Raw genomic sequence first — 13,159 nt, 5'->3', positions numbered from 1 at the left:
CTATCATGGCCAATCGTAGCCGCCGTCTGCGTAAGAAACTGCGAGTCGACGAATTCCAGGAAATGGGATTCGACATCAGTTTCAACTTCCCGGTCGGCACTGCCGAAGCGACCATCGATACAGTAGTCGATGCGATGATCGATGAGGTTGTTGAACCCCGTAGACTGGCTTTCGCCGGTTCAGGCCACCTGGCCTGGGAAGGGATGATCTGCACTCAGCAACTGGGCAAATGTACCGAAGAAGACCGCGCCGTCGTCAAATCCTGGCTGGAAAGCAAGGGGATGGAAGCCGTGGTGGTCACCGAGCTGTTCGACCTCTGGTACGGTGAACCGGCCTGAGACTCGGTCGCCTGTTGCAGGCGCCTTGTTGTGGGTAGATAGACAAGTCCCGCCGCTGGCGGGATTTTTGTCGGTGGGGATGGGATCTCCACACCCGTTTTAGTCATGGAATCCTTTATGGTGTTGTCATCCGAATTACTGGCCAGCATTCTGGCAGAGGTGCGCCCGCTGCTCGGACAGGGCAAGGTGGCCGACTACATTCCCGCCCTGGCCCGGGTGCCGGCCGACCGGCTCGGCATTGCCGTCTGTACCGTGGAGGGGGAGCTGTTCACCGCAGGTGACGCCTTCGAGCCCTTCTCCATCCAGAGTATCTCCAAGGCCCTGAGCCTGACCCTGGCCCTCACCCTCTATCAGGAAGAGGAGATCTGGGCCCGGGTCGGCAAGGAGCCCTCCGGCCAGCCGTTCAACTCCCTGGTGCAGCTGGAGTTCGAGCACGGCATTCCCCGCAATCCCTTCATCAATGCCGGTGCCCTGGTGGTGAGCGATCTGCTGGAGACCCGGCTCACGGCCCCGCGCCAGCGCACCCTGGAGCTGGTGCGTCGCCTCTGTGGCAATCCGGCCATCATGGCGGATCAGGTGGTGGCGCGCTCCGAATACCAGCACTCTGCCCGCAATGCGGCCATCGCCTATCTGATGAAGGCCTATGGCAACTTCGAGAATGAAGTGGACAAGGTGTTGCAGAGCTACTTCAATGCCTGTGCCATTCGCATGAGCTGCGTCGATCTGGCGCGTACTTTCCTCTATCTGGCCAATCGCGGGCTGCCGCTTGGCGAGAGCACGCCGCTGTTGCCGGCTCGCACCACCAAGCAGGTCAATGCGCTGCTCGCCACCTGCGGCCTCTATGACGAGGCCGGTGATTTTGCCTATCGGGTCGGTATGCCGGGCAAATCCGGGGTCGGAGGGGGTATCATGGCGCTCATCCCCGGTGAGCTCTGCATCTGTGTCTGGTCGCCCGAGCTCAACAAGGCGGGCAACTCGCTGGCGGGAACGGCGGCGCTGGAGCTGCTGGCCGAGCGGCTGGGCCGCTCCATTTTTTAACCCTGTTCACTATGAATCGAGACATCACCATGAAACGACATCTTCGCTTCCTGCAGGCCGCGCTGGCGACCTTACTGCTCTGGTGCGCACTGCCCGCCTTTGCCGCCGAATTGCCGCCGCTCTCGCTGGCCGACGCCAAGAGCAAGCAGGCGGTCATGCTGGACACCCGTGCCAGCCACTTCTATCAGGGCTGGCCGATGGAAGGCGAGAAACAGGGCGGCCATGTGGCTGGCGCCGAGAACCTCTCCGCCGACTGGAAATACAGCGATGACGAGTGGCCCAAGGCGCTCGAGATCAAGGGCCTGAAAGCCGATCGTCCGGTCGCCCTCTATGGCGCGCCGCGGGAAGTGGCCGAAGTGGCCCGCATGCTGCGCAAGCAGGGCATCAAGCAGCTGTTCGAGCTGCAAGGCTGGCAAGCCGCGCCGCGCGAGCATCTGGTGCGATGGCAGCAGCTGGTCTATCCGCGCTGGCTGGCAGATCTGCAGGAAGGCAAGCCGGTCGCGGCGGCGCCGAAAGGGGACTGGAAGCTGTTCGAGGTGGATTGGGGTTCACCCAAGGCCTACCTGCTGAGCCACATCCCGGGGGCCGGCTACATAGATACCAACCGTCTGGAAGAGGAGCCGCTGTGGAACAAGGTTTCTGACGAGGCGCTCAAGACGCTGCTGCTGGAGAACGGCATCCGTCACGACACCACCGTCATCCTCTATGGTCGCAACACCATGGCGGCAGCCCGCGCGGCGCATCTGATGATGTATGCCGGCGTGCAGGACGTGCGTCTGCTGGACGGTGGTCTGGATGCCTGGTTCGTGCAGCATCTGCGCACCGAGACCGGCCTGCCCAACAAATATGAGCCGGTGAAGGAGTTTGGGGTCGCCATTCCGGCCCATCCCGAGTACTACACCACCCTGAGCCAGGCCAAGGCGCTGCTCAAGCAGCCCGATGGCGCCCTGGTCAGCGTGCGTACCTGGGACGAGTTCGTCGGCAACACCTCCGGCTACAGCTACATCAAGCCGAAGGGCGACATCCCGGGGGCCAAGTGGGGTCGCGGCGGTGTGGATGCCAACAGCATGAGCGATTTCCACAACCCGGATGGCACCATGAAGCCGGCCGGGGAGATCCTCACCATGTGGGACGAGTGGAATATCGAGCCTGCCCAGCAGGCCGCCTTCTACTGCGGTACCGGCTGGCGCGCCTCCGAGGCCTTCTTCTACGCCTGGCTGATGGACTGGAAGCGGATCAGCGTCTACGACGGCGGCTGGTATGAGTGGAGCTCGGATCCCAAGAACCCCATCGTGACCGGCGAGCGTCAACCCGCCAAGCAATGAGCCAATAGTGATAACGAGGCCGGACAGATGTCCGGCCTTTTTGTATCCGCTCGGGCCTGCGCCAGCCGGGCACTACACTTTGCGAGTGACAATCAGGTCGATGCAAGGAGTGACCTATGAGACGGATATGGATAGGCCTGCTGGTGGCAGGCGTGCTGGGGCAGGGCGCCATGGCCGCCGAGCGGGCCCGCTATCTGGTGCAGATGGCAGCGGGTGCCGAGGCGGCTGTGCTGGCCCAGAGCAAGGGAATGGGCGGCGAGCTGGCATTGCAGCTGCCTGAGCAGCATGCGCTGGCGCTCTGGTTGCCCCAGGTGGCGGCCGCGGCCCTGGCCCGCAACCCCAAGGTGTTGTGGGTCGAGCCGGATGCCAAACGCTACACCAGCGCCGAGACCCTGCCCTACGGCATTCCCATGGTGCAGGCTCCACTGCTCAGTGACGCGGCGGCGGGAGAGGTGCTGGTGTGCATCATAGATTCAGGCTACAGCGGCGCCCACCCGGATCTGCCCCACGGGGCTCAGGTGCAGGGCAGTGACAACGCAGGCACCGGCAGCTGGAGCAGCGACGAGAACGGGCACGGCACCCATGTGGCGGGCACCATAGCCGCCGTGGGGGGCAACGACATAGGCGTGGTCGGGGTACTGCCAAACCAGAGCGTGCCGCTGCACATCATCAAGGTGTTCGGCGCCAACGGCTGGGCCTATACCTCGAACCTGGTGGGGGCCCTCAACGCCTGCAAGCAGGGGATGACCAGTCGCGGCTTTACCCGCATGGTCATCAACATGAGTCTGGGGGGCAATGTGCCCAGCAAGACGGAGGAGCAGGCCTTCAATCAGGCCTATGGCCAGAACGTGCTGAGCGTGGCGGCGGCAGGCAACGCGGGTAATACCAGCAAATCCTACCCGGCCTCCTATGGCAGCGTGGTGAGCGTGGCCGCCATCGATGCCAACAAGCAGCTGGCGTACTTCTCTCAACGCAACGATCAGGTGGAGCTGGCAGCCCCCGGCGTCGCCGTGCTCTCCACCGTGCCGACCGGCTATGCCAACTACAGCGGCACCTCGATGGCGACGCCGCACGTGGTCGGGGTCGCCGCTTTGGCCTGGTCACAGCGGCTGGAGTGCAGCAACGATCAGCTGCGCCAGACCCTGCGCAGCAGTGCTCAGGATCTGGGGGCGCCTGGGCGCGACAACAGCTATGGCTATGGCCTGGTACAGGCCAGGGCCGCGGCGGATCGGCTGGCGCTCGGCTGCGGCCCGGGCACCGGGGGCAGTGGCAAGCCGGGTGGTCGTAAGTAGCTGATTTTTGACATGGATCCCGTTCCGGCAATCTGTTTTTCCGGGGCAATGGGGTTGAGCTAGGCTTCAGTCACCATCCTCGTGGTGAGGGTGAAGAGGGAGACGAGACAGGCGATGAAGCAACTGATGATGATCCTGGTGTGTGCACTGGGACTCGTGGCGTGTAGCTCTCAATACATCATGAGTACCAAGGACGGGAAGATGATCACCACCGACAGCAAGCCCAAGCTGGATGAGAGCACCGGCATGTACCGCTATTACGATACCGAAGGGCGGGAGGTGATGATCAAGAAGGACGACGTCACCCAGATCATGGAGCGTTGAGGCTCCACCAAAGAACAAGGGCTGCCCGCGAGCAGCCCTTGTTATTTTCGGCCTCAGCTTATCTGGGCCACCTGCCGATTGACCTGGCCCACGAACAGCTGATGGAAGCGGGAGTGGGAGTTGGCCAGCAGGCTGACCGGCGAGCCCTGTTCCACCACGGTTCCCGCCTCCATCACCACCACCTTGTCCACCGACAGCAGCGGCTCCAGATGGTGGGCGATCACCAGATAGCTGGCCTCGGGCCGGTAGCGATAGAGTAGCTCCGCCATCTTGCGCATGCCGCCGTGATCGAGATCCGAGGTCGCCTCGTCCAGTACTATGAGCGGACGGCGTGACAGCAGGATGCGGGCGATCACCAGCAGCTGGGTCTCGCCGGCGGAGAGCTGCAGCTTGTCGAGATCCTCGTCCAGCCGGCCGGCGCAGCGCTCGGCCAGCCCGACCCGGGCCAGCGCCTGCTCCAGCGCCTCGTCATCCTGCTCGGTCAGCGGCGCCAGGTTGGCGCGCAGGGTGCCGAAGAAGGTGAGAGGCGTCTGGGAGACTGTGTCGTAGAGATCGCGCACCGCCTCCGGTGCAAGCCGGGACAGCGGCTGATCGCCGTAATGGATCTCTCCCTGGGAGGCCGGGTACATGGCCTGCAGCACCCCGAGCAGCGAGCTCTTGCCCGCGCCGGTGCGCCCGCACACGCCGACCTTCTCGCCGGGGGCCAGTTCGAAGTTCACCTTGTGCAGGGCCCATTGGCTGGCTTCCGGATAGCGCAGTCCCAGGTTGTCGAAGCGTACCCTGGGATGGGGCGTCGCCAGCGCTTCCCCATGCTGGCGTTCGCTCTCGATTTCGCTGTACTCGCGCACCCGCTCCACCGCATTCATCACCTGCTCCACCTCGGCGAAGGTGCGAATGAGGGAGTTGAGCATGGCCGAGGCGGTAAAGGCGTAGGTGATGGCCACGGCCCCCAGCAGCGAGCTGTTGCCAAAGGCCACCATCAGCGCCACCGCGCCCACCAGGGCGGCGGAGAGCAGGGTCTGGTGCATGCCGAGCCAGCGGTTGATGGAGGTGGTGGTGTACCAGCTGCGCAGGTTGTTGTCATAGTGCAGCAGCACCTGATCCAGCGCGAAGCGCTCGGCTCCGGCCAGACGCAGGGCGGGGGCGCCGCGGATGGTCTCGCTGATGCTGATGTAGAGCGGCGAGCGCAGCACGGATGCCTGCCGCCGCAGCTTGAGCTGCACCGCCCGGTAGCGTCGCTGCAGCACGTAGAGCGCCCAGCCCACCAGGGGGGCGATGAGCAGCAGCAGCGGCATGTTGACGCCGATCACCACCACCTGCAGCAGCACGGAGATGAGCATGCCGAACAGCCCCATCAGCATGGACAGCAGTATCTCCTGCGCCTCCCCGAGATCCCGATCGAAGCGGTTGAGGATGCGTCCCTGGGGCACCTTGTCGAAGAAGGCCATGGGGGCGCGGCTGATGCGGCTCAGCATGCCGTCGAACAGGGTCCAGGCCAGCTTGAGCCCCAGCTTGTAGTTGATGATCCGCACCACCATGATGCAGGTGAGGGAGCCGGCCCCCAGCAGCACATAGATGCCGAGCAGCTCGCTCACCTCGGTGAGGCCGGCCTTGCCGCCGAGCCAGAGATCCGAGGCGATGCGCAGCCCCTCCTGACCCAGGGTGAGCAGCAGGGCGATCAGGATGGCGCCAGGGGCGGCGAGGCGCTGCCACATGAAGCCGAACAGGCCCCAGTCCACCTTGCCTTCCACCACCTTCTCTTCGTTGAACTGTTCCGCTTCCTGGGGGGCCACCATGGGGGCAGGGAGCGGATGCTGGATGAGGTCCGCCAGCTGGTGGGCATCGAGCTCCACCAACTGGCCCTGCTCGATGCGGATCACCCGATCGCAGTGGGCCAGCACGTCAGGGTCGTGGCTCACCAGCAGCCGGGTCGGTCCCGGCTTGAAGGCGAGCCCCTGCTCCAGCACCTGGGCCGAGACGATGGGATCCAGCGCCGAGAGGGGGTTGTCCAGCAGCAGTATGTCGGCCTGGGCATAGAGGGCGCGGGCCAGGGCGACCCGCTGCTGCTGGCCGCCGGAGAGGCGGGTGCCCAGCTCCCCCACCAGGGTCTGATCGCCGTGGCTGAGCAGGCCGAGATCGGCGCCGAGGGCGCAGGCCCCCAGCACCCAGCGATAGCGCTCGCCGTGCCAGGGCTGGCCGAACAGGATGTTGTTGCGGATGGTGTCGTTCATCAGCCAGGGCTTGTGGCCCAGGTGGGCGACCCGGCCGTGACGGCGGATCTCCCCCTCGAAACTGTCGTCAAAGCCGGCGATGAGGTGCAGCAGGCAGCTCTTGCCGGCCCCGGTGGTGCCCGTGATCCCCACCAGTTCCCCCGGCTGTATGATGAGGCTGGCCCCCTGCAGCACAGTTTTTTGCTGGTGCAGGGCGGTGACGTCCTGGATCTGCAGGCTGCCGACGGGCAGGCTGGCATCTGTCAGATCCCTGTGCTGCTCCGGGCTGTTGAGGAATTCGCACAGCCGGTTGAAGCCGGTGTTGAAGTTGATCAGGGTGCGGATGAGATAGGGCAGCCGCATCATGGGGATCCGCAGCACGGCGAACAGGGCTATGGTGGTGAACACCTGGGGCAGAGTCAGGCTCTGTCCCGACATCAGATAGGTGGTGAAGGTGGCGAGCGTCACCAGCAGCGGCGTGCTCAGCATCAGGCTCTCGTTGATGGCGTCGAGCTTGAGCACCCGACCCAGCACCCCCAGCTCCTGCTGGCGCTTGTTGTTGGCCGCGCGGGTGAAGAAGGCGCCGAGCCCGTTCTGGCGCACCAGCCGCAGCTTCTTGATGTATTCCGCCAGTATGCCGTTGCGCTCGTCCTGCTGGCGCTTGAGCTGCTGCTCCTGCTGGTTCATCCGCCGCACCACCCGGGTGGAGATGAGCAGCAGCAGGGTGAGCACCGCAAAGCCTACCAGACCCGCGCTGCCCACCTGCCACACCAGCAGGGCTATGGTGCCGAGCAGCTGCAGTGCCATGGTGAGCGGCATGGCGGGGTCCGCAAGAATCCAAGTAATGTCCCACACGTCCCGGTTGATGAGGTTCTGCACCCGGCCACCGGCCCTGTCGTCGAAGCTCTTGCCGCCGAGCTTCATCACCTTGGCGAGCAGGGCTTCGGCCAGCAGACGGCGAATGGGAACGTGCATCTTGAGCGCCAGCTGCAGCGAGTGCTCCGCCAGCATGCCGGCGGCCAGCACAGAGGCAAACAGGGCGAAGGCCAGCAGCAATTTCTGCTCCGTGGGGGCGCCCGCGCCGAGCTGGGTCATGCTGTGGTTGAGCAGCCAGGGGCTGGCCAGGGTCGCCAGCATGCCGAGCAGTTGCAACAGGGTGAGCAGGCCAATCCGCCCCTTGTAATGGCGCCAGATAAAGGCGGTGATGGGCCAGGGACGCACAGGCGCGCGGGCTGTGAGTCGAAGGAAGGCATCGGCCCTGCCATCGCGTCTGTCTTCCGGCAGCAGGGGATAGAGGTCGTCGAGGCCGACCTGGGGCTCTTTCAGCCCCTTGCGTTGCAGCGGGCCCGTCCAGTGATAGAAGAGGCGGCTCAGCCAGCCGGCCGAGATTTCCGGGTGATCCAATGGGTGTCCTTATTATTGTGCTGCTTCCAGGGAGCGGGGCGACTCATGGGCCGCCCTCGATATTATGGTGTTATGGCAGCGGGCTCGTCGCCCGGTCGGGATCAGCGATCCCGGTTCAAGCGGATGAGTCGGTCCAGGATCTGCTCGCCATCGACCCGCAGGCCGTTGTGCTCGTATTCATTGGTGATCCAGGCGCGGCTGTTGCCAAGCCCCTTGAGGGTCTCGCGGCTGTAGTCGAACTCCACATACATGTCTTCGGCATAGACGGCGCAAGCCACAGGCACAGTGTTGCGGGCCAGTTGCGCCGGGTCGTAGAGCGGCCCCCAATCGGCCTTCTTGGCCAGCAGGTGGGCGGCTTCTTTCAAGGGGATCAGCTCGCGGAACTGCTCGAACATCCAGGGGAAGATCATCTCGCCGGTGAAGGCGAAGTCTTTGCCGGGCGCCCAGGCCAGTGCCGGGTACTCGCCTCTGACCCGCTCGGCCGCCCAGTTGCTGGCGCCCCCTTCGGCGTAGATGGACTCATGCAGTATGGCGAACACCGGATTGGTGTTGAACGGCTGCATGGCTTGTACCTGATAGAGGAAGGCGGGGTTGAGCCGCTCGCCGATGAAGGCGTCTTCCAGCAGGTAGTAGAGCTCCTCGAAGGCGCCGCTGGCGCCGAGATCCAGCCCCTGCAGCTGCAACTGCTCCACCGTCAGACGCTGGCCGTTGGGCAGGCGTACCTCGTGGCGGTGCAGGTGATTGGCCAGCCGGTTGGCGATGGCCTGGGCATGGGGGAAGCGGGCGAAGAAGGCGCGGTTCTTGTCCGCCACCCGTTGATAGGTGGCGCGGTAGACCTCATCTGCACTGCGGCCTATGGGGGCCACGCCGCCGGTGAGGTAGACCTCGTGCAGGCTGTCCGGGAACAGGGAGAGATAGGTGAGGCTGCAAAAGCCGCCGAAGCTCTGGCCGAGCAGGCTCCAGGGGCGCTCCGGGCTCAAGATCTCGCGAATGCATTCCGCGTCGCGCACTATGCTGTCGGCGCGAAAGTGGTTGAGATAATCAGCCTGCTGCCGGGCCGTGAGCTGGGCCAGCGCATCGGCGCTGATGGGGGCCGAGTGACCCGTGCCGCGCTGATCGAGCAGCAATACCCGAAATTCCTGCAGGGCCCGCTTGAGCCAGCCGCTGTCGGCGGTCGGGCGCGGGGCGCCAAAGCCGGGGCCTCCCTGCAGGAACAGCAACCAGGGCAGCTCGTCGTCCAGTCTGTCCTGGCGGCAGAGGGTGCGACCAAACAGGGTGAGCGTCTCCTCGTCGTCCGGCTGCTGGTGGTCGAGGGGCACGGTGAAGAAGTGTGGTTCGCAATGGATGCCGTCCAGCACGTAACGCAAGGGGCTGCTCATCTTGGGTCTCCCTGAGGGTAGGAAAATCGTCGGCCTCATCATAGCCCTGGCGTGGGTATGGGTCACGCCGGTTTTCCAAATTGTTAACATTGTCATGAGCCGGGACGCGGGCGTCTGGCTGATGAATTTATTGTCGAGAAGGGAGTTGACGCTGGCTGGCGGTTACACAAAGATGGCTCGCCTGCCGAGCTGGGCAGGGGATACGCGCCGCAACAGGTTGAGGTGGGCTCGATGAAGCCTAAGTGGATACGATTCAGGAAAAGAGAAAAAGAGGTGGATCCGGAGGGGGTGTTGCAAACGGGCCTGTGGCTGTTTAGCGCCACCTGTGGGGCAACGCTGCTATTGGCGGCCTGCAACGGCAGCTGACCGGAATGAAAAAAGCCCGCTCGATGAGCGGGCTTTTCAAATTTGGCTCCTCCTGCTGGACTTGAACCAGCGACATACGGATTAACAGTCCGCCGTTCTACCGACTGAACTAAGGAGGAATTATTGGTGCCCAGAGACGGAATCGAACCGCCGACACGGGGATTTTCAATCCCCTGCTCTACCGACTGAGCTATCTGGGCAACGGCGCGCATTAAACCCTTTCTGCGTTCGGGTGTCAACCGCAGGGCGCAGATTGCTGCACCGTTCGCTCGATAACCGAACGATTTGCCCGCTTGTCATCCGTTTTTGCCCTCATTCGTGCCCTGTTGTGCTGTCTTGCCCGCTTGCTGCCATGAAAAAGGGGGCCTGAGGCCCCCTGAACGCCAGTGTCATGACTCAATGACGGCTGACGATGATCCTGCCTGTGCTCATGTCACGGGCCTGGCCTGTGACGCTGATCTTGAGGCCATACTCGGGCAGCAGACGACCGGCATCCGGGATCTCCTTGCTCTGGTAGCTGCGGGAATCCTTGAACACCCGGTTCGGGGTGATCCAGAAGTCGCGCAGCAAGGAACCGCTCGGGTGCTTGAGGTTGAGGGGTTGCTGGAAGCCCAGGCTGAAGGTGGCATCGTGGATCTGGTAGCGAGTACCGGCCACGGCCCCATCGCTCCACATAAGGGTGCGCTGATCCGCATCCACCACCCCGAGGAAGCCCTCACCCGGATGGGTTCCCACCCAGTTGTTGGCCTGGCTGTTGTCCACGTACCAGAGCAGCATGCCCGGCTCGTAGCGCATCAGCTGATCGGCCACATTGATGTGGGCCAGCCCCTTGTCGACTCCGGCGTGGTTGCGCCACTCGGCCAGGTAGTAGTGATCCTTGGCCTCGTTGCCGTTGCTCTTCACGAAGCCGGCCAGGGTAAAGGCAGAACTGCCCTCGGCCCCGTCGCTCAGCAGCACCTCACCATCGGCAGCCACCTGGAGCTCATCCACGAACAGGCCGTTTTCGGCCACGCCGCCATCGCTCTGGTATTGCAGGGTCAGGGTGATCTGCTGACCGGCCCAGGGGGTCAGGTCGAACTCGGCATCGGTCCAGCCATTGGAGTTGCCCGTGATGCCGACGCCGAAGCCGACGCCGTTCGGATCGTCGCTGGTGGTCAGGTTGCCCGCGATGGGTTGGCCGTTGACCAGCACCCTGGCGTAGTCATATCCCTCTTCAATCTGATACCAGGCCTTGAACGCCAGGCTGGCGCTCTGCCTGCCGCCCAGATCCAGCTTGAGGCTCATGCGGTTGTCCAGGTTGTTGGCCTTGCCGCCGTGGTATTCGTACTGGCCGGCGTAGGGCGGGTTGAGCGGGATCTGCTTGGCGGGCAGGTTGATGCGCACCACGTCGTCGTTGCGACCCTTGTCGTTGGCCTGATCCAGCATGTAGACGTTGCCGCGGGGGCTGAGGTCGGCGAGCTGCACATTGCTGCCATGCAGCCAGTTGCCGCCGAGGGAGGCCTGCAGGAACTCCTTGGCCCAGGCGGAGAAACCGGTCGGCTCTGTGCCGCCTATGACCCCGGCCCAGGAGCCGGAGGACATGATGGACCAGGTAGCCACCGGCTCCCCCTTGCCGGTGTACTTGGTGTCGTACTCGTCCGGCAGCCCCAGATCGTGGCCATATTCGTGGGCACAGACCCCGGCCGCCGCATCTATGGGCTGAATGGTGTAGTCGTAGGCCGCAAACTGGCCGCCGAAGCTGCCGTGCGGGCTGCTGGTGCCAGGGATGGGGAAGGGGGCACCCAGGTTCCAGCGGTGTGCCCAGATGGCATCCTCGCCGAGATCGCCGCCGCCAGCCTCTTCACCGACGCTGGAGTGGAAGATCATCAGGTGGTCGATGAGGCCGTCCGGCTCGTCCCGGTTGCCGTTGCCGTTCAGATCGTAGCGATCCTCCTGGTCAAACTGGGCCAGATCGATGGCGGGGTCGTTCGCTACCTGGACCAGCGCCTCCTTCACCAGGTCCCGTATGGTGTTCGGGGTGGCGTTGGCACCGTAGTAGGCGGCATTCTTGCTGGCGGTATACCAGCCCGCCACCTGACCGCGCACGCTGTAGCTCTTGCCGGATTGCTGCTCGTAGAACTGGCGCATGGAGATGAACTTCTCGCCGTTCGGGCCGGCATAGCCCTTGTCGGAGAACAGCAGGTCGTTGTAGTGCGCCTGGGTGTAATCCGGGTAGTACATCTTGGTGAGTTCGGGGCTGACGCTGTTCTTCGGGTAGTCGGGGAAGTCCACCAGGATGGCGAGGATCTTGTCCTTGCGCATCTGGCCCTGGTAGTGCTCCTTCTCGATGGCCTTGAGCAGCAGGGTGGGCACCCGATCGCCGGGACGGGCCGTGCCATTGAAGCGGATCTTCTTGAGGATGGTCTCCCGCACCTTGCCCTCTTTCACCGCCAGGGTGCCACTGCTGCCGTTGTAGGCCCGTGACTTTTCGCGGTAGAAGCTGGTCAGGGCAGCCTGTTCCATCTCGGGAGAGGCCAGGGTCGGGATGCGGCCGCTCTTTTTGAGCATCTCCAGCACCTTCACCTCGTCCGCCAGAGGGGCATCGAACGGGCCATGCACCGGGGCGGCCATGGCGTGGTTTCCAATCATAAGGGTTGAGCCCATGACCAGGCTCATTATTGTTTTTTTAGGCATTATCTATGTGCTCCTTCACATGATAAAAAGGGAGCCCTGCTGGCTCCTCTTTCCGTACGGGCAGTGCTCCGCCCGCGTCCCTTGATACACCCCGGGCCTGGCCTTGTCACCGTGTTCAGGCTGGTTGATAGTACTGATATTAAAGTGCTTTTCGATTGCGTTATGCCGCTGGCGACCTCTCTGGTGAAGTTCCGTATGGGACATGATGCGGGCGGTGGCAGATTACACTTTATTAACCTTTTGTGATGGCACCCCATTTGGGGTGGCCGTGGCGGACCCGCTATCTTGGTTTGCCGCATTGAGCCGGATGCGCTCTGCGGGTATGCTTTGCCGCAACTATGCCGCCCGGGGTGCAGCGAGTCTGAACAGGCACCCTGTGGCCGACGGCATTTGACACCAACCAAGTACCATCTGGGGTTAATATGAGTCTTGATATGCAAGAGTGGCGTGCAGAGACCACCGCCATCGTCAACGAGTTGCTGGCCGATGGCAGCAACCCGGATCTGGAATACGAGATTGAGCACCACTTCGCCTGCCAGGATTTCGATCAACTGGAGAAGGCCGCCGTCGACCTGTTCAAGGCCGGTTTTGAAGTGACAGATGCCGAAGAGATGGAGCTGGATGACGGCGCCCCCATCTTCTGCTTCGACGCCACCGTCGAGTGCAAGCTGGAGATCGAGACCATAGTCGCCGACATCGAAAAAATGCTGCCTATCCTTCAGAAATACGGCGTGGACTACGACGGCTGGGGCACCTACTTCCAGGAGTAATCTGGCTTGAAGCACAGCTGACTGTCTGCCTGACAAGCAA

Annotated in this window: 9 protein-coding genes and 2 tRNA genes; 6 read left to right on the top strand and 5 right to left on the bottom strand. The window is 63.5% G+C overall.

Annotation, left to right across the window (positions count from 1 at the left end; translation table 11 throughout):
• Positions 1-5 precede the first annotated feature (5 nt).
• The 5 genes from AACQ95_RS11570 (at position 6) to AACQ95_RS11550 (ending at position 4,317) form a co-directional block, all read left to right on the top strand.
• Entirely contained in the window at positions 6-338 is a 333-nt protein-coding gene (locus AACQ95_RS11570) for a YggL family protein (RefSeq protein ID WP_042037566.1), read from the top strand.
• A gap of 117 nt (positions 339-455) precedes the next feature.
• The gene (gene glsB / locus AACQ95_RS11565; protein WP_172955285.1) at positions 456-1,376 is read left to right on the top strand and encodes a glutaminase B; all 921 of its coding nucleotides are present in this window, start codon (positions 456-458) and stop codon (positions 1,374-1,376) included.
• Between the two features lie 29 nt (positions 1,377-1,405).
• Positions 1,406-2,701: a sulfurtransferase gene (locus tag AACQ95_RS11560; protein ID WP_098982548.1), complete on the top strand. Its 1,296-nt coding sequence runs from the start codon at positions 1,406-1,408 to the stop codon at positions 2,699-2,701.
• Positions 2,702-2,817: 116 nt separating this feature from the next.
• Positions 2,818-3,993: a S8 family peptidase gene (locus tag AACQ95_RS11555; protein ID WP_098982550.1), complete on the top strand. Its 1,176-nt coding sequence runs from the start codon at positions 2,818-2,820 to the stop codon at positions 3,991-3,993.
• 114 nt (positions 3,994-4,107) lie between these two features.
• A complete protein-coding gene (locus AACQ95_RS11550; RefSeq protein ID WP_042870938.1) occupies positions 4,108-4,317 on the top strand; it encodes a YgdI/YgdR family lipoprotein in 210 nt (69 codons plus the stop codon).
• 53 nt (positions 4,318-4,370) lie between these two features.
• Here the strand turns inward: AACQ95_RS11550 and AACQ95_RS11545 are convergent, their stop codons facing one another.
• The 5 genes from AACQ95_RS11545 to AACQ95_RS11525 all read right to left on the bottom strand — a co-directional run bounded on the left by AACQ95_RS11545 (position 4,371) and on the right by AACQ95_RS11525 (position 12,319).
• A complete protein-coding gene (locus tag AACQ95_RS11545) occupies positions 4,371-7,931 on the bottom strand; it encodes an ATP-binding cassette domain-containing protein (protein WP_241278644.1) in 3,561 nt (1,186 codons plus the stop codon).
• A 101-nt stretch (positions 7,932-8,032) separates the two neighbouring features.
• A complete protein-coding gene (locus AACQ95_RS11540; protein WP_241278643.1) occupies positions 8,033-9,310 on the bottom strand; it encodes an alpha/beta hydrolase in 1,278 nt (425 codons plus the stop codon).
• A gap of 409 nt (positions 9,311-9,719) precedes the next feature.
• Positions 9,720-9,795: transfer RNA gene (locus AACQ95_RS11535), tRNA-Asn, on the bottom strand.
• A gap of 5 nt (positions 9,796-9,800) precedes the next feature.
• Positions 9,801-9,876 (bottom strand) — tRNA-Phe (locus tag AACQ95_RS11530).
• Positions 9,877-10,072: 196 nt separating this feature from the next.
• A complete protein-coding gene (locus tag AACQ95_RS11525) occupies positions 10,073-12,319 on the bottom strand; it encodes an immune inhibitor A domain-containing protein (protein WP_241278642.1) in 2,247 nt (748 codons plus the stop codon).
• A 452-nt stretch (positions 12,320-12,771) separates the two neighbouring features.
• Here AACQ95_RS11525 and rraB point away from each other — a divergent pair, with 452 nt between their 5' ends.
• A complete protein-coding gene (gene rraB, locus AACQ95_RS11520; RefSeq protein ID WP_080741122.1) occupies positions 12,772-13,119 on the top strand; it encodes a ribonuclease E inhibitor RraB in 348 nt (115 codons plus the stop codon).
• Positions 13,120-13,159 lie beyond the last annotated feature (40 nt).

The sequence above is a fragment of the Aeromonas sp. MR19 genome (assembly GCF_963899305.1).
In the GTDB taxonomy this organism is placed as follows: domain Bacteria; phylum Pseudomonadota; class Gammaproteobacteria; order Enterobacterales; family Aeromonadaceae; genus Aeromonas; species Aeromonas bestiarum.
Note: the sequence above shows the minus strand (reverse complement) of the source record. Positions and strands in the feature narration are given on the sequence as shown.